Below are 19,423 nucleotides of genomic sequence, written 5' to 3'. Positions count from 1 at the left end.
CCGGCTCGTACTCCGGCTAAAGTCACATTCGTCACACGCTGTTCTCGACGCCGTCGGGACCGCATGGGGAGTGTGACAGATCCGGTATCCGGGGGGAGCCTGATGTCATCGAGTCGATCCATTCCTGCCGTGCTGCGCGACCACGCCCGGCTGCAGCCAGATGCACCGGCGTTCACGTTCATCGACTACGACGTGGATGCGGCGGGCTACCCGGACACCCTGACCTGGTCGCAGCTCGCCGGCCGTGCCCGGGTGGTCGCCGCGGAGGTGGCCCACTGCACCTCACCCGGTGATCGGGTCGCCCTGCTGGCCCCGCAGGGCCTGGACTACATCGCCGGGTTCTTCGGTGTCCTGGAGGCCGGCGGCATCGTGGTACCGCTGCCGGTGCCGATGCTCGGGCGGCACGACGAGCGGGTGACCGGGGCGCTGACCGACTGTGCGCCGACCGCGGTACTGACCACCTCGACTGCCGTCGCCGACGTCGCCGCCTGCGTCAACGGGCTGCCGGGGCGGGCGCCGGCGATCATCGAGATCGACACGCTCGACCTGGACGGGCCCGCCGACTGGGAACCGGGCCGGATCGCGCCGCACAAGATCGCGCTGCTGCAGTACACCTCGGGATCGACCGGGTCACCGAAGGGCGTGATGGTCTCGCACCGCAACGTCTTCGCCAACATCGACCAGGTGCTCGCCGACTACTTCGACGGGACCGTCCCGGCCGACCTGACCCTGGTGTCCTGGCTGCCCTTCTACCACGACATGGGCCTGCTGCTGGGCATCGTCGGCGCACCGCTGCTCAACGTCCGCACGGTGCTGATGAGCCCGATCGCGTTCCTGCAGAAGCCGGCGCGCTGGGTTCAGCAGCTGGCCGCCAACCCGAGCACGTTCACCGCGGCGCCGAACTTCGCCTTCGAACTGGCCGCCCGCCGCACCGCCGACGACGACATGGCCGGCCTGGACCTCGCCGGTGTGCACACCATCCTCAGCGGCAGCGAACGCATCCACGCCGCGACGCTTCGCCGGTTCTCCGAGCGGTTCGCCCGGTTCGGCCTGCCCGCCAACGCGGTTGCGCCGTCCTACGGGCTCGCCGAGGCGATGGTGTACGTGGCGTCGGCACCGCGCTCGCACCGACCCACGACCGTCCGGCTGAACTACGAGAAGCTGGTGGCCGGCCGGGCCGAAGCCGACCCCGCCGGCCAGGATCTGGTCAGCATCGGTGCGCCGCGCGCCTGCACGGTGCGGATCGTCGACCCGGAATCCCGTCGGGAGCAGCCCGCCGGCGAGGTCGGGGAGATCTGGGTGCACGGCGACAATGTCGCCGACGGCTACTGGCACAACCCGGCGGCGACCGCACGGGTCTTCGGCGCCCAGGTCGTGTCGCCGGCGCCGGGCACGCCGCCGGACCACTGGCTGCGCACCGGCGACCTGGGCGTCAGCCACGATGGCGAACTGTTCGTCATCGGCCGGATCAAGGATCTGCTGATCGTCGACGGTCGCAACCACTATCCCGACGACATCGAAGCGACGGTGCAGGAGATCACCGGCGGTCGGGTCGCGGCGATCCCGGTCGCCGACCGTGGCGGCGAGCGACTGGTCGTCATCGCCGAGCTCAAGAAGCGGGCCGACTCCGACACCGATCGGCTGCGGGCCGTGAAACGCGATGCGACGGCGGCGGTCTCCCGAACGCACGGGGTGCGGATCGCTGACCTGCTGCTGGTCGCACCGGGCTCGCTGCCGATCACCACCAGTGGCAAGATCCGGCGGTCCAGCTGTGTCGACCACTACCGGCACGGTGAGTTCACCCGGTTGGCGCCGGTCGGGGACGAGCTTCAGCAACCTCTGCCCACGCCGTAGGCCCGGTCGGCCTCGGGTACTGTGACAGAGCTCATGTAACCAGGCTCACGGTGACCGGCAGGGGTGCGCAATGACTGGGTCCGCAAGCCTTTCGCTGGCTGATCTGCGGCTACTCGTCGAATCCGGTGACATCGACACCGTGGTGGTGGCGTTCACCGACATGCAGGGCCGCCTGGTCGGCAAAAGGGTTGCCGCACCCCACTTTCTCGACGACGTCGCCGAGCACGGCGTCGAATGCTGCAGCTACCTGCTGGCCGTCGACGTCGAGATGAACACGGTGCCCGGCTACCCGATCGCCGACTGGGGCACCGGCTACGGCGACCTGGTGCTCAAGCCGGACTTCGCCACCCTGCGGCGCATCCCGTGGCAGCCCGGAACCGCCCAACTGCTCGCCGACGCGCACTGGCCGGACGGCAGCCCGGTCACGGTGTCGCCGCGGCAGATCCTCACCGCCCAGGTCGAGCGGCTGGCGCAGCGCGGACTGGTCGCCTACGCGGCAACCGAACTGGAGTTCCTGGTCTTCGAGGACAGCTACCGGCAGGCGTGGGCCACCGGTTACCGCGGTCTGACCCCGGGCACCGACTACAACGCCGACTACGGACTGATGGCCGGCGCCCGGCTGGAACCGCTGCTGCGCGACATCCGAGTGGGCATGACCGCCGTCGGCCTGCGCTGCGAAGGCGTCAAGGGCGAATGCCACACCGGCCAGCAGGAGATCACCTTCCGCTACGAGCAGGCACTGCGCACCTGCGACAACCACAGCGTCTACAAGAACGGCGCCAAGGAGATCGCCGATCAGCACGGCAAGGCGCTGACGTTCATGGCGAAATTCGATGAGCGCGAAGGCAACAGCTGCCACGTGCATCTGTCGCTGCGGGATGCAGACGGCACCGCCGTGTTCGCCGATCCGGATGCGCCGCACGGCATGTCGGCGCTGTTCCGTGCTTTCCTGGCCGGCCTGCTGGACACTCTGCCGGAGCTGACCCTGTGTTACGCACCGAACATCAACTCCTACAAGCGGTTCGTCGGCGGCAGCTTCGCGCCGACGGTGATCGCCTGGGGGCTGGACAACCGGACCTGTGCGCTGCGGATCATCGGCCACGGTGACTCGCTGCGGGTGGAGTGCCGGGTGCCCGGCGGCGACGTCAACCCCTACCTGGCGGTGGCGGCGCTGATCGCCGGCGGCCTGCACGGCATCGACAACGACCTGACACTGCCCGACCCGGTGACCGGTGACGCCTACCGGGGCGACCTGACGCACCTGCCGACCACGCTCGCCGCGGCCGCGACACTGTTCGCAGAATCGACGGTGGCCCGCAAGGCATTCGGTGACGACGTCGTGGAGCACTACCTCAACAATGCGCGGGTCGAACTGGATGCGTTCAACACCGCGGTGACCGACTGGGAGAGAGTGCGGGGATTTGAACGGTTCTGAATCCGGCGGTTCAGCGAGCCTCGACGAAGGAGAGGCGACACTGGGACCGCCGCACGAACCCGCCTCCGTGCGGCCAGTGATCGGCCTCACCACCTACCTGGATCGGGCGCAGAGCGGAGTCTGGGACGTGCGCGCCGGCTTCCTGCCGGCGAACTACCTCGACGGCGTCACCGCTGCCGGCGGCATTGCGATGCTGCTGCCACCGCAGCCGGTGGACGCTGCGACCGCCGCGAGGGTGCTCGACGGGCTGTCCGGCCTGGTGATCACCGGCGGCAAAGACGTCAACCCGGCGGCCTACGGCCAGTCGCCGCACGCCGAGACCGACCAGCCCGACACCGCCCGGGACGCCTGGGAATTCGCCCTGCTGGATGAGGCGCTGCGCCGCGGCCTGCCGGTGCTCGGCATCTGCCGGGGCGCCCAGGTGCTCAACGTGGCGCTCGGTGGAACGCTGCATCAGCATCTGCCGGATGTCCTCGGCAACTGCGGACATCGGGCCGGCAACGCGGTGTTCACCACGATGGACGTTCACACGGTCGCCGGAACCCGAGTGGCGTCGCTGCTCGGGGAATCCGTTGCGGTGCAGTGCTACCACCATCAGGCGATCGACACCGTCGCCTATCGATTGACGGTCAGCGCGCGCGACGACGACGGGGTCATCGAGGCCGTCGAACTGCCCGGGGAGGATTTCGTGGTGGCGGTGCAGTGGCATCCCGAGGAATCGCTGGACGACCTGAGGCTGTTCGACGCGATCGTCGGGGCGGCCCGAGCCTACGGACGGGTGAGCCGATGAGCCACGATCTGATCAACCCGGCGACCGGGGCGGTGTTCACCTCGGTGCAGCACGTCGACGCGGCCGCCGTGGACGACGCGGTGCGGCGCGCGCAGGCCGCGCAGCGGCGGTGGGCGCGGGTCGCGCCGGCCGAGCGGGCCGCGGCGCTGCGGGCGTTCGCCGCTTCCGTCGATGCCCACATCGGTGAACTGGCCGCCCTGGAAGTGACCAACGCCGGGCATCCGGTGTCGGCCGCGGAATGGGAGGCCGGCCACGTCCGTGACGTGCTGCAGTTCTACGCGGGCAGTCCGGAACGGTTGGCGGGCAAGCAGATCCCGGTCGCCAGTGGACTCGACGTGACGTTCCACGAACCGCTCGGCGTGGTCGGCGTGATCACCCCGTGGAACTTCCCGATGCCGATCGCCGTGTGGGGATTCGCGCCGGCCTTGGCCGCCGGCAACGCCGTGCTGATCAAGCCCGCCGAGTGGACGCCGCTGACCACGCTGCGGCTCGGCGAACTGGCCGCCGAGTCCGGGCTGGACCCCGACCTGCTGCAGGTGCTGCCGGGTGCGGGCGCGGTGGTGGGGGAGCGGCTGATCACCCATCCCGGCGTCGCCAAGATCGTGTTCACCGGTTCGACCGTCACCGGCAAGCACGTGCTGGCCACCGCGGCGGCACAGGTCAAGCGGGTCACACTGGAGTTGGGCGGCAAGAGCGCCAACATCGTGTTCGACGACTGCGACCTGGAGCAGGCGGCGGCCACCGCACCCTACGGTGTGTTCGACAACGCCGGTCAGGACTGCTGCGCGCGCAGTCGAATCCTGGTGCAGCGCAACGTGTACGACCGATTCATGGAACTGCTGGAACCGGCGGTGGCCGGGGTGACGGTCGGCGACCCGGCGTCCCGCGATACCGAGATGGGCCCACTGGTGTCGCGCCCGCACTGGGAGAAGGTGGCGTCGTATGTGCCCGATGATGCGCCGGTCGCGTTCCGCGGCACCGCACCGACCGGTGACGGGTTCTGGTTCCCGCCGACCGTGCTCACCCCGAACCGTACCGACCGCAGTGTCACCGAGGAGATCTTCGGCCCGGTGGTGACGGTGCTGCCGTTCGACGACGAAGCCGACGCCATCGCGCTGGCCAACGACACCGCCTACGGGCTGTCCGGTTCGATCTGGACCGAGAACCTGTCCCGCGGGTTGCGGGTGTCGCGTGCGGTGGAAGCCGGGAACCTGTCGGTGAATTCGCATTCGTCGGTGCGATACACCACCCCGTTCGGTGGCTTCAAGCAGTCCGGCCTGGGCCGCGAACTCGGCCCGGACGCCCCACTGGCGTTCACCGAGACCAAGAATGTGTTCATCGCAGTGAAGGAGATGTGAGTGACCGATCTGACTCAGCGGCTGGCCGGGCGGGTTGCCGTGGTGACCGGCGCCGGCGGTGGCATCGGCCTGGCCGCGGCCCGACGGATGCGGTCCGAGGGCGCGCGGATCGTCGTGGGCGATCTGGACCCGGCCGCCGGGGTGGCGGTCGCCGACGAGCTCGACGGTCTGTTCGTGCCGGTCGACGTCTCCGACGAGGCTGCCGTGGACAACCTGTTCGACACGGCCGCAGAGACTTTCGGCTCGGTCGATATCGCATTCAACAACGCCGGGATCTCCCCGCCGGAGGACGACCTGATCGAGACCACCGAACTGCCCGCGTGGCAGCGGGTGCAGGACGTCAACCTGAAATCGGTGTACCTGTGCTGCCGGGCGGCGCTGCGGCACATGGCACCGGCCGGGCGCGGTTCGATCATCAACACCGCATCCTTTGTGGCGGTGATGGGTTCGGCGACCTCGCAGATCTCCTACACCGCGTCCAAGGGCGGGGTGCTGGCGATGTCACGGGAACTGGGCGTGCAGTACGCCCGCCAGGGCATCCGGGTCAACGCACTGTGTCCCGGACCGGTGAACACTCCACTGCTGCAGGAGCTGTTCGCCGCCGATCCCGAGCGCGCCGCCCGGCGACTGGTGCACGTCCCGGTTGGCCGGTTCGCCGAACCGGAGGAGATCGCCGCCGCGGTGGCGTTCCTCGCCAGCGACGACGCATCGTTCATCACCGGGTCGACGTTCCTGGTGGATGGCGGGATCAGCTCGGCGTACGTCACCCCGCTGTGAAAGTCGCCTACGTCTTCACCACCCCGCGAGCCGCCAGTTACAAACTCGGGCAGATGATCCTGCCGCAGTTGGAGGCCGGCGTCCACGGCGTCGACGTGGTCGGCATGTTCTTCTTCGACGACAACGTCTACGCGCTGCGCGCCGGCGACCCGATCGGTGAACGTCTCGCCGCGTGCGCGGCGCGCACCGGCATGCTGCTGATGATCTGCGACAACTGCGCGCTGGAACGCGGGCTGGCACGCGGCGAGCCGCGCTGGTGCGCCGACGGGGTGGGCCGCACCGAACCCGCCGACTGCGAGGCTGTCGGAACTGTCGCCGGGGTGCGGGTCGGCTGTTTCCCCGACCTGTACGCGGCGCTGGCGGCCGACATGCCCGACCAGATCATCAGCCTGTGACGACCGGTCACTCCAACCCGAGCAGCGCGTTCTCCACGACCTCGGCCAGCGCCGGGTGAATCCAGTACTGGCCGCGCGCCATCTCGGGAGCGGTCAGCCCGAAGCTCATCGCCTGGATCAACGGCTGGATCAGTGACGACGCCTGATAGCCCATCAGGTGCGCGCCCAGCAGCCGGCCGGTGCCGCGCTCGGCGATCAGCTTGACGAACCCGACGGTGTCCTCCATCGCCCAGCCGTAGGCGACGTCGCCGTACTCCTGAACCTTCACCGAGATGTCGAATCCCTTTGCGATGGCCTGATTCTCGGTCAGGCCCACCGCGGCGATCTGCGGATCGGTGAACACCGCGAACGGGACATGGCGGTGATCGGTGACCTGCATCGCGTCGGTGTCATCCCACTCGCAGAGCAGATTGTGCTGCACGACCCGCGCCTCGTGGTTGGCGACGTGCTTGAGCTCATACGGCGAGGACACGTCCCCGAGCGCGAAAACACCACGCGCAGAGGTCCGTTGGTGCTGATCGACACTCACCCGGCCGCCGGTGACGTCGATGCCGGCCGCCGCGGCGTCCAGCAGATCCCCGTTGGGAACCCGGCCGGTTGCCACCAGCAGCGCGTCGGCGTGCACCGTCGACCCGTCGTCGAGGTCGATCACCACCCCCGGCCCGTCGTTGCGGGCGCCGACGACGTTGCGGTGCGCGTGCAGCTCCCATTTCGCGCCGGCGAGCTGGGTGAACCGCTGTGCGACGGTCTCGTCGCAGTGCCGCAGCAGGGTCCCGCCGCGGATCACCACCGTCACCCGCGAGCCCAGCGCGGAGAAGACGTGGGCGAACTCCGCGGCGATGAAGCCGCCGCCGACGATCACCAGGTGCTCGGGCAGTTCGGCGATCCGCATCACGTCGTCGCTGGTGTAGTAGCGCACACCGGACTCGGCGATCGCCGGCGGGATCACCGAGCGGGCCCCGGCCGCGATCACCACCTGGCTTGCGGTGAACTCCTCGCCGGCCTCGGTGCGCAGCAGGTAGCGGCCGTCAGGCTGCACCGGGCCGAACCGGGTGTGCGAGGAGTACACGTCGACGTTCGGCAGGCTGCGCCGGTAGTCCTCACCGCCCGCGGCGATCGGGTCGATGCGGCCGAAGACCCGGGACACGATGTCGCTCCAGCGGACGCCGTCGACGTGGGCGTCGACGCCGTAGCGGGCCGCGTCCCGCACCGTCCCGGCGACTTCGGAGGCGTAGACGAACATCTTCGTCGGGATGCACCCCACGTTCAGGCAGGTGCCGCCGAACGTGCCCTGCTCGCAGATCGCCACCCGCTTGGACGCGTACCGGTCATCGAGAATGCTGTTGCCCGAACCGGTTCCGATGATCGCCAGATCGTAGGTCTGCATCCGGTCAGCCTAAATGGCATCGGGGAGGTTAGCCTGAAAACCGTGCCCGGCACCACCACGACGGATGTAGTGCTCGTCGGCGCGGGCATCATGAGCACCACTCTCGGCGCCCTACTGCGCCGGCTGGAGCCGAACTGGTCGATCACCGTCGTCGAGCGCCTCGACGCCGCGGCTGAGGAGAGCAGCGACCCGTGGAACAACGCCGGCACCGGTCACGCCGGGCTGTGCGAGCTGTTCTACACCCCGGAGAACCCGGACGGTTCGATCGACATCGCCAAGGCGGTGCGGGTCAACGAGCAGTTCCAGGTGACCCGGCAGTTCTGGGCGTACGCGGTCGACACCGGGCTGATCGCCGACGCCCGCAGCTTCCTGCACCCGATCCCGCACGTGGCGTTCGGCACCGGTGCCGAACGCGTCGACTACCTGCGCCGGCGGCATCACGCGCTGGCCGCCAACCCGCTGTTCGCCGGCACCGAGTTCATCACCGGCTTCGACGAGTTCGCGTCCCGGCTGCCGCTGATGGCCGCCGGCCGTGCCCCCGATGTGCCGGTGGCACTGGACTTCTCACCGGCGGGCACCGACGTCGACTTCGGAACGCTGGCCAAGCACCTGCTCGGTTACGCGGCGCGCAACGGCACCGCGGTCCGTTTCGGCGAACAGGTGCGCGACCTCAACCGGGAGAGCGACGGCAGTTGGACGCTGCGGCTCGGCAACCGCCGCACCGGACAGCAGACCAGTCTCAACGCCCGATTCGTGTTCGTCGGGGCGGGCGGTGGTGCGCTACCGCTGCTGCAGAAATCCGGGATCGCCGAGGTGCGGGGGTTCGGCGGCTTCCCGATCGGCGGTAAGTTCCTGCGCTGCGGCGACCCGGCGGTCGTCGGGCGGCACCGCGCCAAGGTGTACGGGTCCCCGGCGCCCGGGGCGCCGTCGACGACGGCGGCGCACCTGGACGCCCGGCTGGTCAACGGCACCCCGTGGCTGCTGTTCGGACCGTTCGCCGGCTGGTCGCCGCGGTTCCTCAAACACGGCAGGCCCACCGATCTGCTCGGCTCGATCCGGCCCGACAACCTGGGATCGCTGGCCGGCGCCGCATTGCGCGAACGCACCCTGGTCGGCTACCTGATCGGCCAGTTGCTGCGATCGCCGTCCGGGCGGATCGACGCCCTGCGGGAGTTCGCCCCCACCGCCGCCGAGGCGAACTGGGAGATCATGCGGGCCGGTCAGCGGGTGCAGGTGATCCGCGGCGGCAGACTGGAATTCGACACCAGCATCGTCAGCGCCGCCGACGGCAGCATCGCCGGGCTGCTGGGAGCGTCACCGGGGGCGTCGACCGCCGTCCCGGCCATGCTCGAGGTGCTGGCGCGGTGCTTCGCCGATCGTTTCGACGCCTGGCGGCCCACGCTCACCGAGATGGTGCCGTCGCTGGGGATACGACTCTCCGATGAGCCTGCCCTGTTCGAGGAGGTGTCCGCGTGGGGGAGTCGGGTGCTGGGACTCGACGCGCCCGGCCACGGCTGAACAGTTCGCCCGCCGAGCGCATTAAGGTTGCCGGGTGAGCGAGAACCCTTATCTGGCCGGTTTGCGGCTAGCCGGCCGCAAAGTCGTCGTGGTGGGCGGGGGCAGCGTCGCCCAGCGCCGCCTGCCGTTGCTGATCTCCAGCGGCGCCCGGGTCACGGTGATCGCACGCACCGCCACCCCCGCGGTCGAGGCGCTGCGCGAACAGCAGCCCGGCATCACGCTGGAATCGCGGGAGTACCGCGACGGCGACCTGGCCGACTCCTGGTACGCGATCGCGGCCACCGACGACCCCGAGGTGAACGCCGCCGTCGTCGCGGAGGCGGATCGGCGGCAGATCTTCTGTGTCCGTGCCGATCTCGCCGTCGAGGGCTCGGCGGTCACACCGGCCAGCTTCGCCTACGCCGGCCTGTCGGTCGGCGTGCTGGCCGGTGGTGAGCATCACCGGTCGGCGGTGATCCGCTCGGCCATCCGGGAAGCGCTGCAGTCCGGTGCGATCGGTGATGAAGCCACCCCCGACGATGTGGTGCGCGGCGGGGTCGTCCTGGTCGGCGGCGGCCCCGGCGACCCGGAACTGATCACCGTGCGCGGGCGGCGGATGCTCGCCCACGCCGACGTCGTCGTCGCCGACCGGCTGGCGCCGCCGGAGTTGCTGGCCGAGCTGCCTCCGCACGTGGAGGTCATCGACGCCGCCAAGATCCCCTACGGCCGGGCGATGGCCCAGGACGCGATCAACGCCCTGATGATCGACCGGGCGCGCGCAGGCAAGTTCGTGGTGCGGCTCAAGGGCGGCGATCCGTTCGTCTTCGCCCGCGGCTACGAGGAGGTGCTCGCCTGCGCCGACGCCGGGATTCCGGTGACGGTGGTGCCAGGTGTGACCAGTGCCATAGCAGTGCCTGCCGCGGCCGGTGTTCCGGTCACCCACCGGGCGGTGAATCATGAATTCGTGGTGGTCAGCGGGCATGTCGCGCCCGACAACCCCGAATCGTTAGTGAATTGGGACGCACTCGCGGCAATGCGCGGCACGATCGTGCTGCTGATGGGGATCGAACGCATCGAACAGTTCAGCGCGGTACTGCAAAAAGGCGGTCGACCTGCGGAAACGCCGGTTCTGGTGGTTCAGCACGGCACCACGCCGGCGCAGCACACGCTGCGCGCCACGCTCGCCGACGCGCCCGAGAAAATCCGCGCGGAGGGCATCCGACCTCCTGCAATCGTCGTTATCGGGGCCGTCGCAGGATTTGGGCTTTAGACATCTCTTAAACTTACTGTAGGGTAGCCCGTTATGACTGCTCTCAACGATGCAGGACGGGTGACCACCGAGCTTCCGGCGGGCGCTGACGAAGCGGCGGCCGCAGGACGTTCCGGAACGGCCGTCATCGACCTGATCAGCAGATACGTCTCGCCTTGGCTGCCGTCGCGCCGCTTCATCGCCGCAGTTGTCGCGATCGGCGGGATGCAGTTGCTGGCCACCATGGACAGCACCGTCGCAATCGTCGCGCTTCCTAAGATTCAGGACGACCTGGGGCTTTCCGACGCCGGCCGCAGCTGGGTGATCACCGCCTACGTGCTGACGTTCGGCGGCCTGATGCTGCTCGGCGGTCGGCTCGGCGACACCATCGGCCGCAAGCGCACCTTCATCAGCGGCGTCGGCCTGTTCACCATCGCCTCGGTGCTGTGCGCCGTCGCCTGGGACGCGCCGACGCTGGTGATCGCCCGGCTGCTGCAGGGCGTCGGCTCGGCGATCGCGTCGCCGACCGCGCTGGCGCTGATCGCCACCACGTTCCCGAAGGGGCCGGCCCGTAACGCCGCCACCGCCGTGTTCGGCGCGATGACCGCGATCGGCTCGGTGATGGGCCTGGTGGTCGGCGGCGCGCTGACCGAGGTGTCCTGGCGACTGGCGTTCGCGGTGAACGTGCCGATCGGCCTGCTGATGATCTACCTGGCCCGCACCGCGCTCACCGAGACGCACCGGGAGCGGATGAAACTGGACGCCGCCGGCGCGCTGCTGGCGACGCTGGGCTGCACCGCCATCGTGTTCGCGTTCTCGATCGGCCCGGAGAAGGGCTGGGTGTCGGTGTACACGATCGGCTCCGGCGTGGTCGGGGTGCTCGCGCTGCTGGCGTTCACGCTGGTGGAGCGCACCGCGGAGAACCCGGTGGTGCCGTTCAGCCTGTTCCGGGACCGCAACCGGCTGGCCACGTTCGCCGCGATCTTCCTGGCCGGTGGTGTGCTGTTCACCCTGACCGTGACCATCGGCCTGTACGTGCAGGACCTGATGGGCTACTCGGCGCTGCGCGCAGGTGTCGGCTTCATCCCGTTCGTGATCGGCCTGGGCGTCGGATTGGCTGCCTCATCGCAGCTGGTCCGGCTGTTCCCGCCGCGGGTGCTGGTGATCGCCGGCGGCATCCTGGTGCTGGGCGCGATGATCTACGGGTCGACGCTGGACCGCGGCATGCCGTACTTCCCGAACTTCGTGACGCTGATCGTGGTCGGTGGCCTCGGGATGGGCGTGATCGTGGTGCCGCTGACCCTGTCGGCGATCACCGGGGTCGGCTTCGACCAGATCGGTCCGACGTCCGCGATCGCACTGATGCTGCAGAACCTGGGCGGGCCGGTGGTGCTGGCGATCATCCAGGCCGTCATCACCTCGCGCACGCTGTACCTGGGCGGCACGAACATGCCGGTCAAGACGATGAACGAAACCCAGATCACCGCGCTGGACGCCGCATACACCTACGGTCTGCTCTGGGTGGCCGCGGTGGCCGTGCTGGTCGGCGCGTTCTCGCTGCTGATCGGTTACACCGCCAAGCAGGTCGCGCACGCCCAGGAAGCCCAGGACGCCTTCGGCACCGGACACATGTGAGCCGTCCACCCCGGAATCTCCGGGGTGACCGGCGCCGTCCGGCGTAGGCTCACTTGCCATGGCCGCGCCGGGCAGACCTTCACCGGTCGACTCGTCGTTGTCGTCGCACGTGCTCGGGATCGCGATCGTGGCGATCACCGGCATGCAGTTGATGTCCACGCTGGACGGCACCATCGTGATCGTCGCGCTGCCGCGGATGCAGGCCGACCTCGACCTCTCCGACGCCGCCAAGAGCTGGGTGATCACCGCCTATGTGTTGACCTTCGGAGGTCTGCTGCTGCTCGGTGGCCGGGTCGGCGACGCCATCGGCCAGAAACGGGCCTTCATCAGCGGCGTGGGGGTGTTCACCATCGCCTCGCTGGTCTGCGGGGTCGCCACCGATTCGGCCACGCTGATCGTTGCGCGGGCCGTGCAGGGCACCGGCGCGGCGGTCGCCGCCCCGACCGGCCTGGCGCTGATCGCCACCACCTACACCGTCGGGCACGCCCGGAACCAGGCGATGGCGGTGTCGGCGGCCATGCAGGGGCTGGGCTCGGTGCTCGGGCTGATCCTCGGCGGCGCGCTGACCGTGGTCTCCTGGCGGCTCGCGTTTCTGATCAACATCCCGATCGGGGTCGTCATCGTCGTGATCGGGCTGACCCGGCTGACCGAGACCTACACCGAGCGGCTCAAACTCGACCTGCCCGGCGCGCTGCTGGCCACCGGCGGGTGCACCGCGGCGGTGCTGATCTTCACCCAGGGGCCGTCGCAGGGCTGGTTGAGCCACTGGGTGATCGCCGCCGGGGTGGCCGCGCTGGCGTGCCTGGTCGGATTCCTGGTAGCCGAACGCCGCGCGTCGAACCCGCTGGTGCCGGCCGCGGCGTTCGACAACCCCAGCCGGGTCGCGACGTTCATCGCGTACTTCCTCGCCGGCGGGGTGATGCTCACCGTGAGCGTGATGATCGGCCTGCTGGTGCAGGACGTGCTCGGCTACTCGGCGCTGCGGGCGGGCATCTGCTTCATCCCGTTCGCGCTCGGCATGGGTGCCGGCAACGTGCTCACCACCTGGGTCGCCGCGCTGATCGCGCCCCGCTGGCTGGTGATCGGCGCCGGCAGCCTGGTGGTCGGCGCGATGCTGTTCGGGTCCACACTGGAGCGCGACGTGCCCTACGTCCCGGATCTGGTGACGCTGTTCGTGGTCGGCGGTTTCGGTATCGGGGTGATCTCGGTGGTGCTGCCGCTGTGCGCGGTCGCCGACGTCGGCCCGCGGGAGATCGGCCCGGTCTCGGCGATCACGCTGATGGTCTACAACTTGGGCGGGCCGGTGGTGCTGGTGATCGTCCAGGCCGTGCAGACCTCGCGGACCCTGTACCTGGGCGGCACCACCGGTTCCGTGAAGGACGTGACGCCCGCCCAGCTGGACGCCCTAGGCCACGGCTACACCTATTCACTGCTGTGGGTGGCCGGGATCGCGCTGCTGGTGGGCGCGGCGGCGCTGTTCATCCGGTTCTCCACCGATCAGATCGCCCGCGCCCAGCACACCCGCGAGGCGGTGGAGGCCGGCGAACTGTAGCCGCCCACTCCGGCGAGCGTGAAGTCGCGTTCACGCTCGGGGTCGAGCGTGAACCCAGTCTCACGCTCGGCGGGACGCCGCCCGCCCGGCACGGCGGCCCGGGGCGGCCACGATAGGCTCTGCGGTCGTGATCACCCGGATGTCCCAGCTGTTCCTGCGCACCCTGCGCGACGACCCCGCCGATGCCGAAGTGCCCAGCCACAAGCTGCTGATCCGGGCCGGCTACATCCGGCCGATCGCACCCGGGCTGTACAGCTGGCTGCCGCTCGGCCTGCGGGTGCTGCGCAAGATCGAGGGCATCGTCCGCGAGGAGATGAACGCGATCGGCGCCCAGGAGATCCTGTTCCCGGCGCTGCTGCCGCGCGCGCCGTACGAGACCACCAACCGCTGGACCGAGTACGGCGACACCATGTTCCGGCTGACCGACCGTCGGCGCAACGACTACCTGCTCGGGCCCACCCACGAGGAACTGTTCACGCTGGCGGTCAAGGGGGAGTACAGCTCCTACAAGGACTTCCCGGTGACGCTGTACCAGATCCAGACCAAGTACCGCGACGAGGCGCGGCCGCGGGCCGGCATCCTGCGCGGGCGGGAATTCGTGATGAAGGACTCGTACTCCTTCGACGTCGACGACGCCGGGCTGGCCACCGCCTACGCCGCCCATCGGGCGGCCTACCAGCGGATCTTCGACCGGCTCGCGCTGCGCTACGTCATCGTCGCCGCGACGTCGGGGGCGATGGGCGGGTCGGCGTCCGAGGAGTTCCTGGCAGAGAGCGAGATCGGCGAGGACACCTTCGTACGCTGCCCGGAGTCCGGCTACGCCGCCAACGTCGAAGCCGTTGTCACCGCGCGCCCCGAACCCACCGCGGTCGACGGGCTGCCCGCGGCGACAGTGCACGACACCGGCGACACCCCGACCATCGCCACCCTGGTGGACTGGGCCAATGGTGCGCTGGATCGGACGGTCACCGGCGCCGACACCCTGAAGAACGTGATGGTCAAGGTCCGCGAGCCCGGCGGGGAGTGGGAACTGCTCGGCATCGGGCTGCCCGGCGACCGGGAGGTCGACGACAAACGGCTCGGCGCCGCACTGGAACCGGCCGAGTACACCCTGCTCGACGAAAAGGACTTCGCCGCCAACCCGTTCCTGGTGAAGGGTTACATCGGGCCGAAAGTGCTGGCCGACAACGGGGTTCGCTACCTGGTCGACCCGCGGGTGGTGGACGGTACCGCCTGGATCACCGGCGCCGACGTGACCGGCAAGCACTACGTCGACCTGGTGGCCGGGCGGGACTTCACCGCCGACGGCACCATCGAGGCCGCCGAGGTCCGCGACGGCGATCCGTCACCGGACGGCGCCGGCGAACTGGTCAGCGCGCGTGGCATCGAGATCGGCCACATCTTCTCGCTGGGCCGCAAATACACCGACGCGTTCAGTGCCGACGTACTCGGCGAGGATGGCCGTCCGGTGCGACTGACGATGGGGTCCTACGGCATCGGGGTGTCGCGGCTGGTGGCCGTCATCGCCGAACAGCACCTCGACGAGATCGGGCTGCGCTGGCCGAGTGCTGTCGCCCCGTTCGACGTGCACCTGGTGATCGCCAACAAGGACGAGGCGGCCCGCGCCGGCGCCAATGAACTGGCCGCCGAACTGGACGGCCTCGGGGTGGAGGTGCTGCTCGACGACCGCACCGCCTCACCCGGGGTGAAGTTCAAGGACGCCGAACTGCTCGGCGTGCCGTGGATCGTCGTGCTGGGCCGCGGTTGGGCCGACGGCGTCGTCGAGTTGCGGGACCGGTTCGCCGGCGAGAAGCGCGAACTGGCGGTCGGTGCCGAGTTGGCCGGCCTGATCCGCGACGTGGTGCGCGGCGAAGGTTAGCCGCTCAGTCCTCGCCACCGGGGAACGCAGTGGTGAAGGGCCACCGCCCGGCCGCGCGGTTCCACTGCGCGGCCAGCACCGCGCTCTGACTCAGCGCCGCCGCCGCGAACTCGCGGTCGGTGGGTTCGTCGGCCTGCTCGACCACCGCACGCCAGGCCGCCGCGGCGTCGTTCTCCATCCGGGACGCCAGCCGGACCGCCTCATCGGAGTCGGTCAACGGGGTGGGCAACTGGTAGCCGGCGGCGGGAACCGGAACCGTGATCGAGCGGCCGGTCAGCATCGCGATGGCCCGGTCCCGACGGTCGCGGTGCTGGTGGATCGCGGTGGAGACCAGTTCGTTGAGCTCCGGTGCGGAGTAGGCCGACACCATCCCGTAGCCGTAGATGACCGCGTACTCGGTCTTCAGTGCGGCCCCGAACGCAGCATCGCTGCCGCTCGCCGGGGTGGGCTCGACCGACGTCATGAGCGCCCCGCCAGTGCGACGGTGCCGGCGGCGGTGCAGGCGGCCGCGATCGAGGCCAGCAGCCCCGCCCGATAACCGGACGAGGTGGCGGCCAGTTTGTCGGCGCTCTCCGCGGCGGTGCGCAACGCTGCGGCGACGTCGGCGGCGGTCGGTGCCGGGTCGGCCGGTGCGGTGGTACTGGTGCTGCTGCTGCCGGCGGGCTCCGGCAGCAGCTTGCCGGTGGCCCGGGCGATCTCGGCCTGCAGCGCCCGCGCATGCTGGGCGCGTTCCCGTGAGACCTGGGTCAGGATCGGGCCGAGCCCCGCCGAGTCCGAAGCGGGCAGTGCGGCGCCGGCGGCGGTGGCCAGGGCGCTGTCCTGCTGGGCCTGCTGTCGTTGCGACTCGAGTTCGTTGATCTCCGGTGGCGGCGGTGCCGACCCGCACGCCGGGGTTGCCAGCGCGACCAGTGCGAGCAGTCCGGCACCGGCCAACACTCGTCGCCGGTCGATGGCGGTGAGGGGACCTGGCACCCCCACATCCTGCCATTGCGGACCGCCCCTCGAGTACGCGACATGGCCGGGTGCGGCCCGGCGCCGGTGCGCCGCAGGTGTGTCCGAGGGCATGTCGCGGTTTGCCATAACCGCACTCCGCGACGGCGTATCGTGAGTGACTGACTCCCGGCGGCATCGCCCGCGGGAACGATTGACCGGACAACTCAAGATGAGGAGCTCGCCGTGGCCACCGGGCTACCTTCGCAGACGCAGGTGATCGAGCTGCTCGATCCGGAGTTCGCACGCGCGGGATATGAGATCGAAGACGTCTTCGTCGACACCGGCGTGACACCGCCGCGGATCACGGTGATCGCCGACGGCGACATCCCCCTGGATCTGGACACCGTCGCCGCACTGTCGCGGTCGGCGTCGACGTTGCTCGACGGCCTGGATTTCGATTCGGAGTACATCCTGGAAGTGAGTTCGCCCGGCGTGGGGCGACCACTGACCAGTGCGAAGCATTTTCGGCGCGCCCGCGGCCGCAAGGTCGCGGTGTCGCTGCGCGACGGTGGCGACCTGACCGGCCGGGTGGCCGCGGTCGACGGTGACAGTCTGACGCTGGTGGTGCGGTCTGGACGGGAATGGGTGCGGCGTCAACTGGCGCTGAGCGACGTCACCCAGGCGGTCGTGCAGGTCGAGTTCTCAGCGCCGAGTGAACACGAGATGGAGCTGGTGGACCGGCAGGTCCAGGACGCGGGAACGGAGACCGGCCGATGAATATCGACATGGCTGCACTGCATGCGATCGAGGCGGACAAGGGCATTTCGGTCGACGTGGTGGTGGACACGATCAAGTCCGCCCTGCTCACCGCATACCGGCATACCGAGGGGCATCAGCCCGACGCGGTCATCGACGTCGATCGCAAAACCGGCGCGGTGCGCGTGCTGGCACGCGAGACCGACGCCGACGGCGTGGTGATCAGTGAGTGGGACGACACCCCCGAGGGGTTCGGGCGCATCGCGGCCACCACCGCGCGGCAGGTGATCCTGCAGCGGCTGCGCGACGCGGAGAACGAGAAGGCCTACGGGGAGTTCTCCGCTCGGGAGGGCGACATCGTCGCCGGCGTCGTCCAGCGGGACGCCCGGGAGAACGCCCGCGGTGTGGTGGTCGTGCGGCTGGGCACCGAGGCGAAGGGCTTCGACGGCGTCATCCGGCCGGCCGAGCAGGCCCCCGGCGAAGGCTACGAGCACGGCGACCGGCTGCGCTGCTACGTCATCGGCGTCACCCGCGGGCCCCGCGAACCGCGGATCGAACTGTCCCGCACCCACCCGAACCTGGTGCGCAAACTGTTCGCGCTGGAGGTGCCGGAGATCGCCGACGGATCGGTGGAGATCGTTGCGGTCGCCCGGGAGGCCGGGCATCGCTCGAAGATCGCGGTGGCCTCCCGAGTGCCCGGACTGAACGCGAAGGGCGCCTGCATCGGCCCGATGGGGCAGCGCGTGCGCAACGTGATGAGCGAACTCTCCGGCGAGAAGATCGACATCATCGACTTCGACGACGACCCGGCCCGCTTCGTCGGCAACGCGCTGTCGCCGGCGAAGGTGGTTTCGGTCACGGTGATCGACCAGGCGGCGCGCGCGGCCCGGGTGGTCGTGCCGGACTTCCAGCTGTCGCTGGCGATCGGCAAGGAGGGCCAGAACGCCCGGCTGGCCGCCCGGCTGACCGGTTGGCGCATCGATATCCGCAGCGACGCGCCGGGGGAGGGTGTCGAGGAGGCCGAGCACGGCACCAGTCAGGGGCTGGCGCAGGGCCGCTGACCGAGCCGGCGCCGGATCGCCCGCCGGCGAACGGTGGTTCTGAGCTCGGCTGCGGTATGGGTAGACTGAGCCGTGATCCAACGCGAGACTTCGACAGCTGACTCGCGTACGCACCGCTCCCGGCAGGGACCGGTGCGCACGTGTGTCGGATGCCGGAAACGCGAATTGGCCGTCGAACTGCTTCGAGTGGTCGCTGTGTCAGGGAACGGCAACGTGGCCGTTGATCGGGCGGGCAACCAGCCGGGACGGGGTGCGTGGCTGCACCCGGTGCCGGGATGTCTGCAGTCGGCGGTCCGGCGGCGAGCGTTCACGCGCGCGCTGCGGATCAGCGGTTCCCCGGATGTAACCGGGGTGGAGGAGTACTTCGATCGTCTTGAGATCGGCTCACCGCCCCGGGCAACAGAACAGGTAGCGAAGAACATGAGCACACCGTGAAGTCCCGATGACAATGCGTCATAGCTAAACCCGAGGCGCGGCCCACCACCGCTGTCGCCTCATAGACAGGAGATGTAGTGGCAAAGGCCCGCGTACACGAGTTGGCCAAGGAACTCGGTGTTACCAGCAAGGAAGTCCTCGCTCGGCTGAGCGATCAGGGCGAATTCGTCAAATCCGCGTCGTCGACGGTGGAAGCCCCCGTCGCCCGCCGCCTGCGGGAATCGTTCGGCGGTGGCAAGCCCGCCGCCAAGAGCGAAGAACCGGCCGCCAAGGCCCCCGCCAAGGCTCCGGTGCCCGCCGGTAATGGCGCCCCGGCCAAGGCCGCGGAGGCACCGGCCCCCACCCCGGCCGCCCCGGTTCCCGCGGCGCCGGTTCCGGCACCGCCCACACCGGCCGCGCCGGCGGCAGCGGCGGCCCCCGCCACGCCGGC

Annotated in this window: 18 protein-coding genes; 15 read left to right on the top strand and 3 right to left on the bottom strand. The window is 69.9% G+C overall.

Going from position 1 to position 19,423, the window contains the following annotated elements; all coding sequences use genetic code 11:
* The first annotated feature begins 102 nt into the window (after positions 1 to 102).
* From KIH27_RS11265 to KIH27_RS11240, 6 genes are all read left to right on the top strand, one after another.
* Positions 103 to 1,854: an AMP-binding protein gene (locus KIH27_RS11265; RefSeq protein ID WP_214093037.1), complete on the top strand. Its 1,752-nt coding sequence runs from the start codon at positions 103 to 105 to the stop codon at positions 1,852 to 1,854.
* A gap of 70 nt (positions 1,855 to 1,924) precedes the next feature.
* Positions 1,925 to 3,289, top strand: coding sequence for a glutamine synthetase family protein (locus KIH27_RS11260; protein WP_214093036.1), 1,365 nt, complete (start codon positions 1,925 to 1,927; stop codon positions 3,287 to 3,289).
* A gap of 40 nt (positions 3,290 to 3,329) precedes the next feature.
* Complete coding sequence (locus KIH27_RS11255; protein WP_250149969.1) at positions 3,330 to 4,079, top strand: gamma-glutamyl-gamma-aminobutyrate hydrolase family protein; 750 nt, start codon at positions 3,330 to 3,332, stop codon at positions 4,077 to 4,079.
* Entirely contained in the window at positions 4,076 to 5,437 is a 1,362-nt protein-coding gene (locus KIH27_RS11250) for an aldehyde dehydrogenase family protein (RefSeq protein WP_214093035.1), read from the top strand. Before KIH27_RS11255 ends, KIH27_RS11250 begins: the two co-directional genes overlap by 4 nt.
* Positions 5,438 to 6,214 (top strand): 3-oxoacyl-ACP reductase, encoded by a 777-nt coding sequence (locus tag KIH27_RS11245; RefSeq protein ID WP_214093034.1) that lies wholly within the window; start codon positions 5,438 to 5,440, stop codon positions 6,212 to 6,214. It abuts the gene before it with no gap.
* The gene (locus KIH27_RS11240; protein WP_214093033.1) at positions 6,211 to 6,609 is read left to right on the top strand and encodes a SaoD/DsrE family protein; all 399 of its coding nucleotides are present in this window, start codon (positions 6,211 to 6,213) and stop codon (positions 6,607 to 6,609) included. Before KIH27_RS11245 ends, KIH27_RS11240 begins: the two co-directional genes overlap by 4 nt.
* Positions 6,610 to 6,616: 7 nt before the next feature.
* Here KIH27_RS11240 and mtr read toward each other — a convergent pair whose 3' ends face one another.
* The gene (gene mtr, locus KIH27_RS11235; protein WP_214093032.1) at positions 6,617 to 7,996 is read right to left on the bottom strand and encodes a mycothione reductase; all 1,380 of its coding nucleotides are present in this window, start codon (positions 7,994 to 7,996) and stop codon (positions 6,617 to 6,619) included.
* A 33-nt stretch (positions 7,997 to 8,029) separates the two neighbouring features.
* On the opposite strand from mtr, the gene mqo reads away from it, so the two are divergent.
* From mqo to KIH27_RS11210, 5 genes are all read left to right on the top strand, one after another.
* Positions 8,030 to 9,514 carry a malate dehydrogenase (quinone) gene (gene mqo / locus KIH27_RS11230; protein ID WP_214093116.1) on the top strand — a complete coding sequence of 495 codons (1,485 nt, stop codon included), beginning with the start codon at positions 8,030 to 8,032 and terminating at the stop codon, positions 9,512 to 9,514.
* A 34-nt stretch (positions 9,515 to 9,548) separates the two neighbouring features.
* Positions 9,549 to 10,763 carry a uroporphyrinogen-III C-methyltransferase gene (gene cobA, locus KIH27_RS11225; RefSeq protein ID WP_214093031.1) on the top strand — a complete coding sequence of 405 codons (1,215 nt, stop codon included), beginning with the start codon at positions 9,549 to 9,551 and terminating at the stop codon, positions 10,761 to 10,763.
* A 33-nt stretch (positions 10,764 to 10,796) separates the two neighbouring features.
* The gene (locus tag KIH27_RS11220) at positions 10,797 to 12,377 is read left to right on the top strand and encodes an MFS transporter (protein ID WP_214093030.1); all 1,581 of its coding nucleotides are present in this window, start codon (positions 10,797 to 10,799) and stop codon (positions 12,375 to 12,377) included.
* Positions 12,378 to 12,435: 58 nt separating this feature from the next.
* A complete protein-coding gene (locus KIH27_RS11215; RefSeq protein ID WP_214093029.1) occupies positions 12,436 to 13,929 on the top strand; it encodes an MFS transporter in 1,494 nt (497 codons plus the stop codon).
* Positions 13,930 to 14,056: 127 nt separating this feature from the next.
* The gene (locus KIH27_RS11210) at positions 14,057 to 15,808 is read left to right on the top strand and encodes a proline--tRNA ligase (protein WP_214093028.1); all 1,752 of its coding nucleotides are present in this window, start codon (positions 14,057 to 14,059) and stop codon (positions 15,806 to 15,808) included.
* 4 nt (positions 15,809 to 15,812) lie between these two features.
* Here the strand turns inward: KIH27_RS11210 and KIH27_RS11205 are convergent, their stop codons facing one another.
* Positions 15,813 to 16,271 (bottom strand): ferritin-like domain-containing protein, encoded by a 459-nt coding sequence (locus KIH27_RS11205; RefSeq protein ID WP_214093027.1) that lies wholly within the window; start codon positions 16,269 to 16,271, stop codon positions 15,813 to 15,815.
* Positions 16,268 to 16,780 (bottom strand): hypothetical protein, encoded by a 513-nt coding sequence (locus KIH27_RS11200; RefSeq protein ID WP_214093026.1) that lies wholly within the window; start codon positions 16,778 to 16,780, stop codon positions 16,268 to 16,270. The genes KIH27_RS11205 and KIH27_RS11200 overlap by 4 nt, the downstream gene beginning before the upstream one ends.
* Before the next feature lie 204 nt (positions 16,781 to 16,984).
* On the opposite strand from KIH27_RS11200, the gene rimP reads away from it, so the two are divergent.
* The 4 genes from rimP to KIH27_RS11180 all read left to right on the top strand — a co-directional run.
* Complete coding sequence (rimP, locus tag KIH27_RS11195) at positions 16,985 to 17,518, top strand: ribosome maturation factor RimP (protein ID WP_214093025.1); 534 nt, start codon at positions 16,985 to 16,987, stop codon at positions 17,516 to 17,518.
* Positions 17,515 to 18,558, top strand: a complete 1,044-nt coding sequence (gene nusA / locus KIH27_RS11190; RefSeq protein WP_214093024.1) for a transcription termination factor NusA — start codon at positions 17,515 to 17,517, stop codon at positions 18,556 to 18,558. Before rimP ends, nusA begins: the two co-directional genes overlap by 4 nt.
* Positions 18,559 to 18,630: 72 nt before the next feature.
* Positions 18,631 to 18,993, top strand: a complete 363-nt coding sequence (locus KIH27_RS11185; RefSeq protein WP_214093023.1) for a YlxR family protein — start codon at positions 18,631 to 18,633, stop codon at positions 18,991 to 18,993.
* A gap of 77 nt (positions 18,994 to 19,070) precedes the next feature.
* The coding region (locus KIH27_RS11180; protein WP_214093022.1) for a translation initiation factor IF-2 N-terminal domain-containing protein at positions 19,071 to 19,423 on the top strand (353 nt) is incomplete at its 3' end.

It is taken from the genome of Mycolicibacter acidiphilus (genome assembly GCF_018455725.1).
Lineage (GTDB): Bacteria > Actinomycetota > Actinomycetes > Mycobacteriales > Mycobacteriaceae > Mycobacterium > Mycobacterium acidiphilum.
Note: the sequence above shows the minus strand (reverse complement) of the source record. Positions and strands in the feature narration are given on the sequence as shown.

What these genes read in the sequence shown, in the direction of transcription:
- KIH27_RS11220 (WP_214093030.1), top strand. Translation starts at nt 10,797, where the DNA reads ATGACTGCTCTCAACGATGCAGGACGGGTGACCACCGAGCTTCCGGCG.
- mtr (WP_214093032.1), bottom strand. Translation starts at nt 7,996, where the DNA reads ATGCAGACCTACGATCTGGCGATCATCGGAACCGGTTCGGGCAACAGC.
- KIH27_RS11250 (WP_214093035.1), top strand. Translation starts at nt 4,076, where the DNA reads ATGAGCCACGATCTGATCAACCCGGCGACCGGGGCGGTGTTCACCTCG.
- KIH27_RS11260 (WP_214093036.1), top strand. Translation starts at nt 1,925, where the DNA reads ATGACTGGGTCCGCAAGCCTTTCGCTGGCTGATCTGCGGCTACTCGTC.
- KIH27_RS11265 (WP_214093037.1), top strand. Translation starts at nt 103, where the DNA reads ATGTCATCGAGTCGATCCATTCCTGCCGTGCTGCGCGACCACGCCCGG.
- KIH27_RS11205 (WP_214093027.1), bottom strand. Translation starts at nt 16,271, where the DNA reads ATGACGTCGGTCGAGCCCACCCCGGCGAGCGGCAGCGATGCTGCGTTC.
- KIH27_RS11215 (WP_214093029.1), top strand. Translation starts at nt 12,436, where the DNA reads ATGGCCGCGCCGGGCAGACCTTCACCGGTCGACTCGTCGTTGTCGTCG.
- nusA (WP_214093024.1), top strand. Translation starts at nt 17,515, where the DNA reads ATGAATATCGACATGGCTGCACTGCATGCGATCGAGGCGGACAAGGGC.